This window comes from Pantoea nemavictus (assembly GCF_037479095.1).
In the GTDB taxonomy this organism is placed as follows: domain Bacteria; phylum Pseudomonadota; class Gammaproteobacteria; order Enterobacterales; family Enterobacteriaceae; genus Pantoea; species Pantoea nemavictus.
Map to the genome: position 1 here is coordinate 104,600 of NZ_JBBGZW010000002.1, position 15,378 is coordinate 119,977.

14 protein-coding genes are annotated in these 15,378 nt (G+C 55.7%); 10 read left to right on the top strand and 4 right to left on the bottom strand.

The window, feature by feature from the left end; translation table 11 throughout:
* The first annotated feature begins 402 nt into the window (after window positions 1-402).
* From WH298_RS20285 to WH298_RS20325, 9 genes are all read left to right on the top strand, one after another.
* Complete coding sequence (locus tag WH298_RS20285) at window positions 403-657, top strand: biofilm development regulator YmgB/AriR family protein (RefSeq protein WP_180823810.1); 255 nt, start codon at window positions 403-405, stop codon at window positions 655-657.
* 167 nt (window positions 658-824) lie between these two features.
* Window positions 825-1,166 (top strand): hypothetical protein, encoded by a 342-nt coding sequence (locus WH298_RS20290; RefSeq protein ID WP_180823811.1) that lies wholly within the window; start codon window positions 825-827, stop codon window positions 1,164-1,166.
* Between the two features lie 328 nt (window positions 1,167-1,494).
* Window positions 1,495-2,205, top strand: coding sequence for a FadR/GntR family transcriptional regulator (locus WH298_RS20295; RefSeq protein WP_009128014.1), 711 nt, complete (start codon window positions 1,495-1,497; stop codon window positions 2,203-2,205).
* Entirely contained in the window at window positions 2,192-3,358 is a 1,167-nt protein-coding gene (locus WH298_RS20300; RefSeq protein ID WP_180823812.1) for a PLP-dependent transferase, read from the top strand. The genes WH298_RS20295 and WH298_RS20300 overlap by 14 nt, the downstream gene beginning before the upstream one ends.
* Window positions 3,359-3,378: 20 nt before the next feature.
* Entirely contained in the window at window positions 3,379-4,650 is a 1,272-nt protein-coding gene (locus tag WH298_RS20305; protein ID WP_049851624.1) for an ABC transporter substrate-binding protein, read from the top strand.
* A gap of 24 nt (window positions 4,651-4,674) precedes the next feature.
* Window positions 4,675-5,598 (top strand): carbohydrate ABC transporter permease, encoded by a 924-nt coding sequence (locus WH298_RS20310; protein WP_180823813.1) that lies wholly within the window; start codon window positions 4,675-4,677, stop codon window positions 5,596-5,598.
* Window positions 5,599-5,607: 9 nt separating this feature from the next.
* Window positions 5,608-6,432: a carbohydrate ABC transporter permease gene (locus WH298_RS20315; protein WP_049851622.1), complete on the top strand. Its 825-nt coding sequence runs from the start codon at window positions 5,608-5,610 to the stop codon at window positions 6,430-6,432.
* A 3-nt stretch (window positions 6,433-6,435) separates the two neighbouring features.
* On the top strand, window positions 6,436-7,503 hold the full coding sequence (locus WH298_RS20320; protein ID WP_180823814.1) for an ABC transporter ATP-binding protein: 1,068 nt from the start codon (window positions 6,436-6,438) through the stop codon (window positions 7,501-7,503).
* 40 nt (window positions 7,504-7,543) lie between these two features.
* Entirely contained in the window at window positions 7,544-8,107 is a 564-nt protein-coding gene (locus WH298_RS20325; protein WP_180823815.1) for a nucleotidyltransferase family protein, read from the top strand.
* 6 nt (window positions 8,108-8,113) lie between these two features.
* Here the strand turns inward: WH298_RS20325 and WH298_RS20330 are convergent, their stop codons facing one another.
* Genes WH298_RS20330 through paoA form a run of 4 tightly spaced genes read right to left on the bottom strand, consistent with a single transcriptional unit; the run spans window position 8,114 to window position 12,736 of the window.
* Window positions 8,114-9,040, bottom strand: coding sequence for an XdhC family protein (locus WH298_RS20330; RefSeq protein WP_180823816.1), 927 nt, complete (start codon window positions 9,038-9,040; stop codon window positions 8,114-8,116).
* A gap of 22 nt (window positions 9,041-9,062) precedes the next feature.
* A complete protein-coding gene (gene paoC / locus WH298_RS20335; protein ID WP_180823817.1) occupies window positions 9,063-11,261 on the bottom strand; it encodes an aldehyde oxidoreductase molybdenum-binding subunit PaoC in 2,199 nt (732 codons plus the stop codon).
* Window positions 11,262-11,264: 3 nt separating this feature from the next.
* Complete coding sequence (locus WH298_RS20340; RefSeq protein ID WP_180823818.1) at window positions 11,265-12,215, bottom strand: FAD binding domain-containing protein; 951 nt, start codon at window positions 12,213-12,215, stop codon at window positions 11,265-11,267.
* Entirely contained in the window at window positions 12,212-12,736 is a 525-nt protein-coding gene (paoA, locus tag WH298_RS20345; RefSeq protein ID WP_009127993.1) for an aldehyde dehydrogenase iron-sulfur subunit PaoA, read from the bottom strand. Before paoA ends, WH298_RS20340 begins: the two co-directional genes overlap by 4 nt.
* Window positions 12,737-13,089: 353 nt before the next feature.
* Here paoA and katE point away from each other — a divergent pair, with 353 nt between their 5' ends.
* Window positions 13,090-15,354 (top strand): catalase HPII, encoded by a 2,265-nt coding sequence (gene katE, locus WH298_RS20350; protein ID WP_180823819.1) that lies wholly within the window; start codon window positions 13,090-13,092, stop codon window positions 15,352-15,354.
* The last annotated feature ends 24 nt before the right edge of the window (window positions 15,355-15,378 follow it).

Consider the following 15,378-nt stretch of genomic DNA (forward strand, 5'->3'; position numbering starts at 1 on the left):
CTCTCTAACTATCACGCAACTGACTGTTCTGGATGACTTTATTTTAACTGCTTAAATTAGCAGCGTTTTTTTACAAAGATAATTCTGTACTCTCAATGTGCATTTGTATATTTTTGTCATCCGGCGCGAACGAGAAAATATCCTTCGTGCTAAACCTCACAATATACTTACTTTCAGCAGGCTCTCTTGATAGATATTTTCTACTCCTTAAAAAATGCTTTCCTCCTATTACCACCTATTCGGTTGTTAAAAAACCTTCGAACCACTGCTAAGCGCGACGTCCGCTTAACGGTGCCTGAATGTCTTAACTGAACAGAAAACGCCGTAATCACGCCGTTCACGACGATTTTGATTTAATTAGCACTCCACTTAATACTGGTATTAATTTACCAGGGAGCAGTCATGCAAAAAAATAATATTAGCACCGATTTTGTTAGCTATTTTAACTGTGGTTCAGTGCATTTAAAATCCGAGGCTGAAATTCTCGGCTCGGTTATTCGAACCCTGATTGCGGACAAGAAGAGCGTCACCAATAAGAACATTATTATGCATCTTATTGCTGAACTGGAAAGCTCGCAAGACCGCGCTCTGCAGGAGTGTTTACGCAGTGCGCTGCAGATTGTCGTCGGGCGAACGCCGGACGATGCCGGTATTTAATATTGCGAGGAAGATAATCGTAAAATTAACATATTGGCTTTAAGAAGATGTTTTTTCCTGAATCAGGATTAATCTGACAGTAACACACCACGGTAATTGGGTTATGATAACTGGACAGACCAGGTTTAACTGGCAAGATCCAACCCCCAAAAATAAGCGATAATTAGATGAACTACAGCAATTTTGAAGCAAAGGTCAGCTTTTGGCCGCATATGCATTTCACCGCAATCGAAATGGCGCAGTGCGGCGAATTTTATGAAATATATGCCACCGATTTGAGTCGTCTTAGCAAGAGCAAGCTCTTCCTGGGCCGCACACATGATAAGCATCTGGCGGATACTTACTGCAAACATTTCGAAGAGTGGTTACCTAAAGTTAATCGCGCCATGAAATTGCGTACGGTTGCACCCTTAGCGTTAGGTAAGATTGCGCAAACCTTCACTAGCCAATGTGATTTGGAAACGCTGCCTGGCCAGGTTGATGCGAGTCGTAATAGCAACCATTGGTAAGTGGTGGCGGAAACATTACACCAGCGGTGCAATTTATTTGATTATGCATAAATCGCGCCGCTGCAAAAAATAGCCTGTTTAACTCTGCAATATCACCCATTTCACTTCAGACTTTCCCTCAATAATAGCCAGCGATTAACGCTTCGCTTATTAAACTCATTCCACTTGTGCGTCCTTATCTGGTGCAAATCTCACCCTTTTGCACCGGCAAAATGCATAACCTGCGCTTATTACCGCTAACAAATTTCATTTATTTCATGCACCTGAAAATATGGCACGGTGGTTGCTAATCGATTGGTAGAGATGTTGGACCAATTAAGGCAATGCCATGCAGATACCGGTTGAGCTTCATCCTATTTCCACCCCGCGCAGCGACACGCTGATTCTTGATGCGCTCACGCGTTATATGGCGCAGTCCGGTGCACAGCCCGGCAGCCGTTTACCGCCTGAGCGGGTGCTGGCAGAGAAGCTTGGTGTGAGCCGCAATACGGTGCGGGAGGCGCTAAAACGTTGGGAAGCGTTAGGCATTATTCTGCGCAAGAAGGGCAGCGGCACCTTTCTGCAGGCTGAGGTCGGCATTAATGACAGCTTTTTATCGCTGCGCTTTAAAAATGACTCAACCAACATGCTGCACGCGCTGGAAGTGCGCCGCATTATCGAATCTGAATCCTGCGTGCTTGCCGCCCAGCGAGCGACGACAGAAGACCTGCATGCCATTGAGCAGCGCCTGGAGGAGATGGAACGGGTGCATCTGGCGATTGGCTCAGCCGGGCCAGAAGACTGGGCATTTCATGCCAGTATCTATCGCGCGGCGGGTAATCCACTGCTGCTGCAAATGCTCAACGGCATCTATGACTCGTTTCACGCCTTTTTCGAATCCCCACCGGAACAGGCGCTGTTTTCTGACTCTTTCCCACTGCACCGCGAACTCTTTAACGCCATCCGCCAGCGCGATTGCGCGGCGGCACGCGCTATCTGCCATCAAATTCTCGATATCACCGAACGCGACATGAAGGATGTGATTAATGCCAAACGATAAACCGCTTGCCCAGCAAACGCTGCTTACCCACGATCGGCGCCATGAAAACGGCGCGGTGACCACGCCGATTTACCAATCCTCGCTGTTCACCTTCAGCGATTACGACAGCATGATTGCGCGCTTTCGCGGCGAGAGCGATCAGCCGCTCTATTCGCGCGTCGATAATCCGACGGTAAAGGAGCTGCAGGAGAAAATGGCCGCGCTGGAAGGCGGCGAAGCCTGCCTGGCCTTTGGCAGCGGCATGGCGGCGATCAGCAATGCCATTCTCAGTGTGGTGGTGCCGGGGCAGAAAGTGGTGTGTGTCAATCACGTTTATCCCGATACCTACCGCTTCTTGCGTGGCTTCTGTCAGCGCTTCGGCATTGTTACCGAATTTGTTGATGGCGATGATGAGGCCGCAATCCGCGCCGCGTTGAGCGACGCCAGCCTGCTGTATCTGGAGAGCCCGTCCAGCTGGGTAATGAGCGAACAAAACCTGCATAAGCTCGCCGGGCTGGCGCGTGAAGCGGGCGTAATTAGCATCATTGATAACAGTTGGGCGTCGCCCATTTTCCAGCAGCCGCTGCTGTGCGGTATCGATATCGTGGTGCACTCGGCATCGAAATACATCAGCGGCCACAGTGATGTGGTCGCCGGCGTGGTGATCGCCAGTCAGCTGCTCATCAACAACATTACCCGTTCTATCAGTCCTTACCTTGGCGGCAAGCTGTCGGCACATGAAGCGTCGCTGCTGATGCGCGGCCTGCGCACCTTACCGTTACGTATGAAGCAGCATCATCAGAGTGCGCTCACCCTTGCGCAAAAACTGGCTGTACATCCACTGGTAACGGCGGTGTGCCATCCGGGATTGCACCCGCAGCCGTGGTCCACGCTGCGCGGTTACAGCGGTCTGTTCGCCTTCGAGGTGGCTGAGCAAGTGGATATTCCGCAGCTGTGTAACGCGCTGGAACTGTTCCATATGGGCGTGAGCTGGGGCGGATTTGAAAGCCTGGTGATGCCGGCGATCTCGGTGATCAATCAGGCCAATGAATTTAACTCGGCGGTCGATTTTGGCGTCTCGCCACGGCTGATCCGCATTTCGGTGGGCCTGGAAGAGACCGACGATTTGTGGGCCGATTTGCAGCAAGCCCTTGCCAGCGCTAACCGCGCGTAATCAATTACTGGAGAAATGTCATGACAACACGTTTTGCCCTGAAAGCGCTGGTTTTAGCCGTTGGTCTAAGTGCCGCCATGAGCAGCCTCGCCGCCAAACTCACGGTAGTGGAGGTGATCACCAGCCCGCCGCGCACGGCGCTGCTGCAAAAAATGCTTGATGAATATAAGACACAGCATCCAGGTACCGAGATCGAACTGATCTCCCTGCCGTGGGGCCAGGCGTTTGAAAAACTCGGCACCATGTTGCAAAGCGGACAGGTGCCGGATGTGGTGGAGATGCCGGACACCTGGCAAGGCCTGTATGCCAGCAACAATATGCTGGAAGACCTTGAACCACGCCTAAAAAGCTGGGATGCCACGTCGCAGCTGACGGATAAAACCTTGGCCATGGCGCGCGCCGCGAACGGTAAAGCCACCATGGTGCCGTATGGCTTTTATCTGCGTGCGCTGTTTTGGAATAAAAAACTGTTTCAGCAGGCGGGCCTGAGCGAGCCGCCGAAAACCATGGAGGAGTTCGCCAGCGATGCGCAGCGCATCAGTCAGTTAGGCAACGGCATCAGCGGTTATTGCATGCGCGGCGGCGTCGGTGGCACCAACGCCTGGATGATGTTTATGGCGGCGATGAATGGCTCGCCGGAGTTCTTTGATAAACAGGGCAACAGCACGCTGACGCAGCCGGGCGCGATCAAAGGTGCGCAGCTGCTGGTGGATATGTATCAAAAAGGTGGCGCCTCGAAAGACAGCGTCAACTGGGGCTTTAATGAGATCGTCTCGGGCTTCTACTCCGGCAAGTGCGCGATGCTCGATCAGGATCCGGATGCGCTGATCGCCATCAAAAACAGCATGGCGGCTGATGATTTCGCCGTAGCACCGATGCCGGTAGGTCCATCAGGCAAAGCCTTCCCGACGATTGGCTATACCGGCTGGTCGATGTTCAAGCAGGGCAAGCAAAAGGATCTCGCCTGGCCGCTGATAACCTTCCTCAGTGACAAAACCAACAACCTGGCGTGGTCGAAATTTGTTGGCACATTGCCGATCTATAAAGGGGCCGAGCAGGACCCGTTCTATCAGACGCCACAGTTCGCCGGCTGGTTTAAAGAGCTGAACGATCCTAACTATGTGCCGCTCACCATGCCGACCCACCTCAAAGGCTGGGGCTACTTTAACTCGGTGATTGTGAAAGAGAGCAGCCAGGAAACCCTGCTGGGAGAAAACGACACCGAGAGCATGGTGAAAGATTGGGCGAAATATCTCAGCAAAGAACAGCAAGCCTGGCTGGCTACCCAGTAATCCCTGAACACGCGGAGTTCAAATATGATGCTTGATACTTCCTTGCCTAACAGCACTGCTCGCGCCCGGCGCCTGCGCTGGACGCGGTTGGCTGAGCCGTGGTGGTACTTGTCGCCGGGCCTACTGCTGATCGCGCTGTTTATCTTTGTGCCGATGGCGATCGGCATCTCGTACGCCTTTCAGAGCATAAATCTGCTCAATCCGCTGGAAACCGGTTGGGTAGGCTGGGACAACTTCAGCGAGATGTTTGATGACCGGCGCTTCTTTAAAGCGCTGGGCCACACGTTGAACTGGACGCTGAGTTCTCTGTTGTTGCAGTTCTTATTCGGTCTGGCGCTGGCGTTGCTGCTCAATCGTGAATTCCGCATGCGTCGCTGGGTGCAGGCGCTGGTGTTTTTGCCGTGGGCGGTGCCGGCGTTTCTCTCCGGGCTGACCTGGTCATGGCTGCTCAATCCGGTCGTGGGGCCGCTGCCGCAGTGGCTGAGTGATTTGGGGGTGCTGAGCGAGCCCTATAATATTCTGTCGGATCCGCAGCTGGCGATGTGGGGACCGGTAATCGCCAACGTCTGGTTTGGCATCCCGTTCTTTGCCATTACGCTGCTGGCGGCGTTGCAATCGATCCCTAAAGATCTCTACGAAGCGGCATCGATTGACGGCGCCAGCGGCTGGCAGCAGTTTCGCCGCGTGACGCTGCCGTTTCTCGCGCCGATGATTGCCATCACCGTGATGTTACGCACCATCTGGATCGCCAACTTCGCCGATCTGATTGTGGTGATGACCGACGGTGGGCCAGCAGGCTCGACCTCGATTCTCTCCAGCTACATCTTCACCACCGCCTATCGCAAGCTCGATTTCGGCTATGCCTCGGCGATGGCGGTGTTTCTGTTACTGCTGATGACCTGTTATGCGCTGGTGTTACTGCGCATACGCCATCAGCTGTTGAAATAAGGAGCGACCATGCGATTGTTACCGCTGATAGGGCATCGTCTGAGCATTGCGGCTTACCTGGTCTTCGCGCTGTTTCCGCTCTACTGGATTATCAAAATCTCCGTTACGCCGGATAAATTGCTGTTCAGTCAAGGCGTCACGCTGCTGCCGAGCGGCGTGACGCTCGATCACTTCCGCAAGGTGTTAACCGACAGCGATTTCCCCACGTTTTTCAGCAACAGCCTGATTGTTTCGTTCAGTACCGCGCTGCTGACCACGCTGATTGCCGCCGCAGCCGGCTACGCGTTTTCCCGCTTTCAGTTTCGCGGCAAAGTGCTCATTGCCGGGCTGCTGCTGTTTACGCAGATGTTCCCGCTGGTGATGATCATTGCCCCGATCTACAAGGTGATGGCGCCGCTGGGCCTGACCAACAGTTTGCTGGGTCTGATTCTGATCTACACCGCGTTCAACGTGCCGTTTGCCACGTTTCTGATGCAGTCCTTCTTCGATGCCATTCCGAAAGATCTGGAAGAGTCGGCGATGCTGGAAGGCTGTACCCGTTTTCAGGCGCTGTATCGCGTACTGATGCCGTTAACGCTGCCGGGCATGGCGGCCACGCTGGGCTTTGTGTTCACCGCCGCGTGGAGTGAGCTGCTGTTCTCGCTGATGCTGATCAATAAAAATGAAGTGATGACTTTCCCGGTCGGGCTGCTGAGTTTCGTGTCGAAGTTCGCCGTTTCGTGGGGCGAAATGATGGCGGCGGTGGTATTAGCGTTGATTCCCGCGTGTCTGTTCTTCGCCTTTATTCAACGTTATCTGGTTCAGGGACTCACCGCCGGTGCGGTTAAGGGGTAAATGATGGCTGAAATTACGCTCAAACAGATCGACAAGCGCTATGGCAACGTAGAAGTCCTGCGCGATATTAACCTCACCATTAAAGATGGCGAATTCGTGGTGCTGGTTGGCCCCTCCGGCTGCGGGAAATCTACGCTGCTGCGTACCATCGCCGGACTGGAGCTGGCGAGCGGCGGTGATATCCGCATCGGTAATCAGCTGATGAACGATGTGGCACCGAAAGATCGTGATATCTCGATGGTGTTTCAAAGCTACGCGCTCTATCCACACCTGACGGTGGCGCGCAATATGGGCTTCAGCCTGGAGATTCAGAAGCGTCCACGGGCGGAGATTGAAGAAAAAGTGAAGCGCGCGGCGGATATTCTCAGCCTGACGCATCTGCTCGATCGCCGACCGAAAGAGTTATCCGGCGGCCAGCGCCAGCGTGTGGCAATGGGACGCGCCATCGTGCGCCAGCCACAGGTTTTTCTGTTCGATGAGCCGCTGTCGAATCTTGATGCACAGCTGCGTGGGCAAATGCGCGTCGAGATTAAGAAACTGCATCAGCAGATGAACAACACCATTGTCTACGTCACGCACGATCAGGTTGAAGCCATGACGCTGGCTGACCGCATCGTGGTGCTCAACAACGGTGTCATTCAGCAGGTCGGTACGCCGCTGGAGCTGTATGACACGCCGGCGAATAAGTTTGTTGCCAGTTTTATCGGCTCACCGTCCATGAACTTCATCCAGGGCGTGATGACGCAAGGTGGCGTGCGTATCGGCGACAGCGCGCAGCTACCGCTGAATGTTGACTGGGCGGCGCAACCGACCGGACGCGCTGTGATTTACGGTATTCGCCCGGAGAATATCGCTATTGCTGCAGCGGGAACCGCCGATACGCTGCCGCTGGAGGTATCGCTGGTGGAACCGACCGGTTTATCCGAACTGATTCATGGTTCCCTATTGGGGCACGACATCATGCTGTTCACCACCCAGCGCTCCGGCGCACAGGCGGGCGATATCCTGCCGGTGACCCTGGATGCTGACCGCGCGATGTTATTCGATGCCGATTCGCAAAAGCGGCTATGATTGCCCCGGCACTCATTACGCGACGAGAGGGTAAACACCGATGACAGCAGCAACGCCCGGCATTCTGATCCTCGCCGCGGGGAAAGGAACGCGCTATATCGCCAGCGGCGGTAGCGGAAATAAGCTGCTCGCCAGGCTGGACGACCAGACCACTACGGTGATTGAAACGGTCATCGCCGAGGCTAAGCTGAGCGGGCTGCCGGTGGCGCTGGTGACGCGACCGGAATATCAGGCGGTGCAACAGCATGCGGCTAAGGCTGGCGTACAGCTGATTGTTTGTGACAGTCGCGGCAGCGGTGAAACGATTGCCGCTGGGGTAGCGATGACCGGGATGTGGTCGGGTTGGATCATCGCGTTGGGTGATATGCCGTGGATTACTGCAGAACATTACCAGCAGGTATGGCGCGCGCTGGAGCAGTGCGCGCCACAAGTGCGACTGACGCATGATGGTAAACCCGGCCATCCGGTCGGCTTTAGCCACGCATTTGCTGATGCGCTGCGTCAGCTGCGCGGTGATGAAGGTGCGCGATCGCTATTGCACCCTAAACTGCTGCTGAGCTTGCCCGCAGATGCCCGGGTGCAACGGGATATCGATAGCCTGTGAACGTGGTTAATCAACCGCTTCAAGGCGCGCGGCAGCCACATCGGCAATAATTGATAACGCCAACGTGCGCGCATCCCGCGCCTGAGCGAAAATGCCGATGGGCGCTTTGATGCGCGCAATCTGCGACGGGCTAAAGCCCAGCGTCAGCAATTTTTCTGCCCGTCTGACGTGGGTGCGCTGGCTGCCCAACGCGCCGATATAGAAGGGCGTGGATCGTAGTGCGGCTAATAACGCCGGCAGCTCGCGATCGAGATCGTGATACAGCAGAATCACCGCCGTAAACGCATCAATAGCCTGCGCCTTAACTTCATCACCGGACTGCACGTCGTAGCCAGCAGCCTGAGCAATGGACGCGGTTGCCTGCGCCTCAACGGAACGGCCATACACCACAATGCGGGTGTTAGGTTGATATCGCATCATGAAGGCATCATCCTGCCAGCCGGTCGGCTGCGCGGCGTCAACGCGAGTGAGCCGCTGGAAGGAGGGTAGATAACACAACGTGGCGGGGTTTCGCTGTGCCAGCGATTCCAGCACCTGATGTAACGGCTGGGCCGCGCGCAAGCGGTGAAATAACAGCGTAATGCCGCCCCCGCATGGCAGCACAATATCCAGATAGGGCGATCCTTCGCCATAGCTGACCAGGCGATCTTTGCCGCTGGCCATGACTTCCAGCGCTTCGTAAGCCGCCGCCGCTTCGACGCAGCCACCCGATACGTAGCCGCAATAGCGCCCATCTGCACGCACCACCATCTGCGCACCTAATGCTCTGGCCGCACCGCCGCGAATCTCCACCAGCGTGACCAGCACCGCCGCGATGTCGGCGTCGAGTGCCTCAGCGGCAAACCGCAGAATGGCTGCGCTGTCGTCGGTCTGCAAAGCCTGCTGCGGCTCTATCCGCGGTTGCACATCCTGATCAAACAAAACCTGTTGCAAGCTGCATCTCCTGTGCGGACGTTTAGGCCAGAGCGGGAAGGCCCATCAGCAATTTATCCAGCGTGACCGGATATTCGCGCACGCGCACCCCGGTAGCGTTATAAATGGCATTCACAATCGCCGCACTGACGCCACATAACCCCAGTTCGCCCACGCCTTTGGCCTTCATTGGCGAGGAGATCGGATCGGTGTCGTCGAGGAAAATCACTTCCTGTTCAGGGATATCGGCATGAACCGGCACTTCGTAGCCCGCCATATCGTGATTGACGAAAAAGCCCAGACGTTTATCGACAATCAGCTCCTCCATCAAGGCGCCGCCCAGCCCCATCGTCATGGCACCGATTACCTGGCTGCGCGCCGTCTTCGGATTGAGAATGCGCCCGGCGGCGCAAACCGCCAGCATGCGTCGCACGCGCACTTCCCCGGTGGCGACATCGACGCCCACCTCGACGAAATGCCCGGCAAAAGTGGATTGCTGGAACTGCTGATCCAGATCGCCAAACTCAATGCTGTCTTCCACCGAAATGGTCTCTTCTGCGGCAGCCGAGGCCAGCGACGCGCTGTGCTGGCCATCATGTACCCTGCCATCGCTGAACGTGGCCGTTTGCGCATCAAATCCCAGCCGGGCAGCGACCGCTTCGCGGAGCTTCACGCAGGCGGCGTAAACGCCGGAGGTTGAGGTGTTGGCTCCCCATTGCCCGCCGGAACCGGCTGAGACAGGAAAACTTGAATCGCCCAACCGCACGACAACCTGCTCGATCGCCACACCCATCATCTCCGCCGCCGTTTGCGCAAGAATGGTGTAGCTGCCGGTACCGATATCGGTCATGTCGGTTTCAACGGTAACGATGCCGCTCGCATCCAGCTGCACGCGCGCGCCTGAGGTCGTCACCATGTTGTTACGAAAGCCTGCCGCTACGCCCATGCCAACCAGCCAGCGGCCATCCCGAACGGTAGCCGGTTGCGCCTGACGGCGATGCCAGCCGAATCTCTCCGAGCCGGTGTGCAGGCATTCGACTAATTGGCGACGTGAGAAGAAGCGTTCGGGATGTGCCGGATCCACCTGGGTATCGTTAAGGATGCGAAACGCAACCGGATCGATGCCGACTTTTTCTGCGATCTCATCAATGGCGATCTCCAGCGCCATCAGTCCTGGCGCTTCGCCAGGTGCACGCATGGCGTTACCTTCGGGCAGATCGAGCTGCGCCAGACGCAAGCCGGTAAAGCGGTTAGCGCCGGCGTACAGCAGTTCGGTCTGCTGCACGGCGGTTTCAGGTGTGCCATCCAGCAGATTGCCCGACCAGCTCTCATGCGCAATCGCCGTAATGTGGCCGGTGTGATCGGTGCCGATGCGGATATGCTGAATGGTTGCCGGGCGATGGGTGGTGTTATTGGCGATCAGCGGCCTCGGCAGCATCACTTTAACCGGACGCTGGATAGCACGCGCGCCTAATGCCGCCAGCACCGCATCGCTGCGCAGGAACAGCTTGCCGCCAAAGCCGCCGCCAATGTAAGGCGAAATAATGCGGATGTTTTCTAACGGCAGATTGAGCGTGGCGGCCAAATCGGTACGGCACCAGTCGATCATCTGGTTTGAGGTCCAGACGGTCAGTTTATCGCCGGTCCAGCGCGCCATCGAGGCATGCGGTTCCATAGCGGTATGGCTTTGATCCGGCGTGGTGTAGTGCGCGTCCAGCGTCACCTCGGCAGCAGCGAAAGCCCGCTCAAAATCTCCGACGCGTTTATCCGGTTGATCTTCGGGCGCCGACGTGACCGCTGCTTTTTCGGCAGCGAGATCATAGGCGCCCTCTGCACGTTGACACTGCACCTGCACCAAACTGGCCGCCGCGCGTGCCTGTTCAAAGGTTTCAGCCACCACCAGCGCTACTGCCTGGTGATAGTGTTCAATGTTGCCCTCAGCCAGCAGCAGGGCGGTATTTTTATCACCTTTACCCAGCTCGCCGGCCCTCTCTGCGGTGACCACCGCAAGCACTCCTGGCGCACATTTAGCGGCGTGAGTATCGATTGCCGTGATTTTGCCTTTCGCAATAGGCGCGCCGACCACATAGCCATATGCGGCATCGGGTGCTTCGCTATGCCACTCGTAAGCATAATGCGCCAGACCGGAGGTCTTAAGCGGTCCATCGATACGATTAAGCGGCTGACCGACCACCTTAAGCTGATCGATGGGATTAGATCCTGCAGGCTTTTCGAACTTCATCAGTTAACCCCTCGCTTCCGCTAACACCGAGGCAAGCGTTCGCTTCGCCAGAATGATCTTGAATTCATTTTCCGCCGTTGGCTGCGCGCTGGCGAACAGCCGATCGCTTGCCGCCTGCGCACCTTGGATTAAGGCGTTGTCAGCCGCCTCCATGCGCCACGGCTGGTGCGCTACGCCACCGAGCGCCACGCGACCCGAACGATCGGGCTGAATGATTGCCGCCACGGAGACCAGAGCAAAGGCGTAGGATGCGCGGTCGCGCACCTTGCGATAGATATGGGTGCCACCCAGCGGCGCGGGTAAGCACACCGCGACAATCAGCTCGCCGGGTTTCAGCACCGTTTCCAGATGTGGCGTGGTGCCTGGCGCACGATAAAACTCCGCAATCGGAATCTGGCGTTCCGTGCCGTCCGGGCTGACGGTTTCAATCACCGCATCCAGCAGGCGCATGGCCACCGCCATGTCGCTGGGATGAGTGGCGATACAGGCCGGGCTCACGCCCACCACCGCATGTTGACGGCTGAAACCATCAAGGGCGGCACAGCCGCTACCGGGCACGCGCTTGTTGCAGGGCTGATTGGTGTCGTAGAAGTAGGGGCAACGCGTACGCTGCAGCAGATTGCCCGCCGTGGTGGCCTGATTGCGTAACTGTCCAGAGGCACCCGCCAGCAGGGCGCGTGCTAACACGCCATAGTCGCGTCGGACTCTGGCATCGGCCGCCAAATCGGTATTACGCACCAGCGCACCAATCCGCAAGCCACCTTGCGCCGTGGCTTCAATTTTATCCAGCTCAAGGCCGTTGACATCAATCAGATGAGCAGGGGTTTCGATTTCCAACTTCATCAGATCAAGCAGATTGGTGCCGCCGGCGATAAATTTCGCACCGGCGTGTTGCTGCGCACTGGCAGCCGCTTCGGCGGCGGTTTTCACACGTTGGTAGCTGAAGGCTTTCATGGCGTTTGTCCCTCCGCATACTCCTCAATTGCCGCCAGGATGTTGGCATAGGCGCCACAGCGGCAGATATTGCCGCTCATCCGCTCGCGAATTTCGTCAGCGGAGAGTGGCGGTGCCGAGACCAGATCGTGGGTAACGTGGCTGGGAATACCCGCTTTGATCTCCTCCAGCACCGCCAGCGAAGAACAGATTTGCCCCGGCGTGCAGTAACCGCATTGATAGCCGTCGTGGTCGATGAATGCGGTTTGCAGCGGATGCAACTGGTCAGGATTGCCGAGGCCCTCAATGGTGGTGACGTCGGCATCCTGCTGCATTACCGCCAACGTCAGGCAAGAATTGATGCGCCGCCCGTTGACGATCACCGTGCAGGCACCGCATTGGCCGTGGTCGCAACCTTTTTTGCTGCCGGTTAGGTGCAGATGCTCACGCAGGGCATCCAGCAGCGTGGTGCGGGTATCGACGTCGAGTTGCTGGCGTACGCCATTAACTCGCAGAGTCACTGATGCGCTATGGCTGCTCATGCCAAATCTCCAGTAAATGAAAAGAGAAATCAGGATAGAACCTGTTTTTGTATGGTTATAGAGAGATAAGCATAGTCGGCATTTGCAAAAGAATTATCCGGAATCTCTGCTAGTCGCTGATAAGCCTTTATAAGGTGAATTTTTCGGCGAAATAGATAATTAAAAATAAACCGAAGCGGTTATTTAGGGCGATATGTTGGCGTTATCGCGCGTTAATTAAGCGCCTCGCTTAAAATTACTTCAGTTTAAATTGAGACTAATTATCCCTTTGCGCATGATTTATAAGTGAAGCGGCTATTTAAGTGAAATTTTGCTCTACAGTTAATAGGGTCTTAACTGGAGGAGCATGTGACATGTCGAAAGATAAAAAAGAACAAAATTTAGAACATACCGCGCCACATAAGGGGCCAGAAACTTCTCAACCGGGATTAGGTGACTTAGCGCCTAAAGATGGCGGACACAAACCTGCCGCTGAGCCGACGCCGCCGGGAAAACAACCCACTGCACCCGGCAGCCTGAAAGCGCCAGAGATTAAAAACGATAAGCTCGATCAGCTGAATGAATACCGCAAGAATGGCGAAAACGCTGGGCTGACCACGAATCAGGGCACGCGCATTGCCAACGATCAGAATTCGCTGACTGCCGGCGCGCGCGGGCCGACGCTGCTGGAAGACTTCATTATGCGTGAAAAAATCACGCATTTTGACCATGAACGTATTCCTGAACGTATCGTGCATGCGCGCGGTTCTGCCGCACACGGCTACTTCCAGCCTTATCGTTCGCTGGAAGCGCTGACTAAAGCGGGTTTTCTCAGCGACCCCGACAAAGCCACACCCGTCTTTGTGCGTTTTTCCACTGTGCAGGGCGGCGCCGGTTCGGCGGACACCATGCGCGATATTCGTGGATTTGCCACCAAGTTCTATACCGATGAGGGCGTGTTTGATTTGGTCGGCAACAATACGCCGGTGTTTTTCATCCAGGATGCGCATAAATTTCCGGACTTTGTGCATGCGGTGAAACCTGAGCCGCACAATGAAATTCCGCAAGGGCAGAGCGCGCACGACACCTTCTGGGATTATGTGTCGCTGCAGCCTGAAACGCTGCATAACGTGATCTGGGCGATGTCCGATCGCGGTATCCCACGCAGTTATCGCACCATGGAAGGCTTTGGTATTCATACTTTCCGCTTGATCAACGCTGAGGGTAAAGCCACCTTCGTGCGTTTCCACTGGAAACCGGTAGCGGGTAAAGCCTCGCTGCTGTGGGATGAAGCGCAGAAACTCACCGGGCGCGATCCGGATTTCCATCGCCGCGATCTGTGGGAAGCCATCGAAGCCGGCGATTTCCCGGAATATGAGTTAGGCCTGCAGCTGATCCCGGAGGAGGACGAATTTAAATTCGATTTCGATATTCTGGATGCGACCAAACTGATTCCAGAAGAGTTGGTTCCGGTCGAGCTGGTGGGCAAAATGGTCCTGAATCGCAATCCGGATAACTTCTTTGCTGAAACCGAGCAGGTGGCGTTCCACCCAGGCCACATTGTGCCGGGGCTGGACTTTACCAACGATCCGCTGCTGCAAGGACGTTTGTTCTCCTATACCGATACGCAAATCAGTCGACTTGGCGGTCCGAATTTCCATGAGATCCCGATTAATCGCCCGGTTTGTCCTTACCATAACTTCCAGCGCCAGGGCATGCACCGCACGGAAATCGACACCAATCCGGCCAATTACGAACCCAACTCCATCAATAATAACTGGCCACGTGAAGTGCCACCGGCAGCCAAAGCGGGCGGATTTGAGAGCTATCAGGAGCGGGTGGAAGGCAGCAAGGTGCGCGAACGCAGCCCATCGTTTGGTGAGTATTATTCGCAGCCAAGACTGTTTTGGCTGAGCCAGACGCCTGAAGAGCAGCAGCATATCATCGGCGCGTATTCATTTGAGTTAAGTAAGGTGGCGCGACCGTATATCCGTGAGCGCGTGGTTGATCATCTGCTGCAGATCGACGTCACGCTGGCCGAAGGCGTAGCGAAAAATCTGGGGCTGAAACTGAGTGATGAGCAGCTGAACACGGCGCCGCCAAAAGATGTCAACGGTCTGAAAAAAGACGACAGTTTGAGTCTTTATGCGCAACCGAGCGGTGACATCAAAGGGCGTCAGGTCGCTTTGTTGCTCAGCGATGGCGCAAAAGCAGCCGATGTGCTGGCGGTGCTTCAGGCGCTAAAAGCGCAGGGCGTGCATGCCAAAATTCTGGCGGCGCACATGGGGCAGGTGTTGGCGGATGATGGCTCAGTGCTGCCAATTGATGCCACTTTTAGCGGGCTTCCATCACTGACGTTTGATGCGGTAATAGTTCCCGATGGCAACATTGACGCCTTACTGCTGAGCGGCGATGCGCGTTATTTCCTGCTCGAGGCTTACAAGCATCTCAAACCTATTGGTCTTAGCGGTGACGCGCGCCGGTTCAAAGCGCAGTTCAACGTGCAGGATAATGAGGCAGAAGAAGGTTTGGTCGAAGACGTTAAAGCAGAAGGGACCTTTATGGCAGATTTCCTTTCGGTAATGGCGTCGCACCGTGTCTGGTCACGCAGTAAAAAAGCCCTGACCGTGGCGGCGTAAACAGCTAAGGGCGGAATGTGAATT

Excerpts from the sequence above, each read along its gene's own strand:
- WH298_RS20285 (WP_180823810.1), top strand. The coding sequence starts at position 403 with ATGCAAAAAAATAATATTAGCACCGATTTTGTTAGCTATTTTAACTGT.
- WH298_RS20290 (WP_180823811.1), top strand. The coding sequence starts at position 825 with ATGAACTACAGCAATTTTGAAGCAAAGGTCAGCTTTTGGCCGCATATG.
- WH298_RS20295 (WP_009128014.1), top strand. The coding sequence starts at position 1,495 with ATGCAGATACCGGTTGAGCTTCATCCTATTTCCACCCCGCGCAGCGAC.
- WH298_RS20300 (WP_180823812.1), top strand. The coding sequence starts at position 2,192 with ATGCCAAACGATAAACCGCTTGCCCAGCAAACGCTGCTTACCCACGAT.
- WH298_RS20305 (WP_049851624.1), top strand. The coding sequence starts at position 3,379 with ATGACAACACGTTTTGCCCTGAAAGCGCTGGTTTTAGCCGTTGGTCTA.
- WH298_RS20310 (WP_180823813.1), top strand. The coding sequence starts at position 4,675 with ATGATGCTTGATACTTCCTTGCCTAACAGCACTGCTCGCGCCCGGCGC.
- WH298_RS20315 (WP_049851622.1), top strand. The coding sequence starts at position 5,608 with ATGCGATTGTTACCGCTGATAGGGCATCGTCTGAGCATTGCGGCTTAC.
- WH298_RS20320 (WP_180823814.1), top strand. The coding sequence starts at position 6,436 with ATGGCTGAAATTACGCTCAAACAGATCGACAAGCGCTATGGCAACGTA.
- WH298_RS20325 (WP_180823815.1), top strand. The coding sequence starts at position 7,544 with ATGACAGCAGCAACGCCCGGCATTCTGATCCTCGCCGCGGGGAAAGGA.
- paoC (WP_180823817.1), bottom strand. The coding sequence starts at position 11,261 with ATGAAGTTCGAAAAGCCTGCAGGATCTAATCCCATCGATCAGCTTAAG.
- WH298_RS20340 (WP_180823818.1), bottom strand. The coding sequence starts at position 12,215 with ATGAAAGCCTTCAGCTACCAACGTGTGAAAACCGCCGCCGAAGCGGCT.
- paoA (WP_009127993.1), bottom strand. The coding sequence starts at position 12,736 with ATGAGCAGCCATAGCGCATCAGTGACTCTGCGAGTTAATGGCGTACGC.
- katE (WP_180823819.1), top strand. The coding sequence starts at position 13,090 with ATGTCGAAAGATAAAAAAGAACAAAATTTAGAACATACCGCGCCACAT.